Raw genomic sequence first — 383 nt, forward strand, 5'->3', positions numbered from 1 at the left:
GGGAAAAAATAGGCGTTAGCGATAATCACTTCCCGGCGGGCGCTGGTCAGCATCTTCAGGTAGTGGCGTTCAATATCGTCGCGGTGATCCTGGTTGTCGCGCCAGACGAACAGCGCCTGCGCCTCGCCGGGGGTCTGGTTAATCTCCGGCTGGTGGCGACGACGTCGCCACCAGCGGCGGGCGGTTTCGCTGGTGGGCAGGTTTTCCAGCTCGAACTGCAGGATGTCGAGCACCACCGGCCCTTCGACCTGCACCGCATAATCCTGCTTCGCCTCCGGACCGTAGTCGCTCATATGTTCGGCGGAGTAGTTAATACCGCCGACAAAGGCGGTGGTGGCGTCGATTACCACGATTTTACGGTGCATGCGACGGAACAGATTGGG

Annotated in this window: 1 pseudogene; it reads right to left on the reverse strand. The window is 60.6% G+C overall.

Annotation, left to right across the window (positions count from 1 at the left end):
* Nucleotides 1–383: pseudogene (locus tag PL640_RS25670) on the reverse strand (hypothetical protein); the annotation flags it as partial.

This window comes from Agrobacterium sp. ST15.16.024, from assembly GCF_027956545.1.
In the GTDB taxonomy this organism is placed as follows: domain Bacteria; phylum Pseudomonadota; class Alphaproteobacteria; order Rhizobiales; family Rhizobiaceae; genus Agrobacterium; species Agrobacterium cucumeris.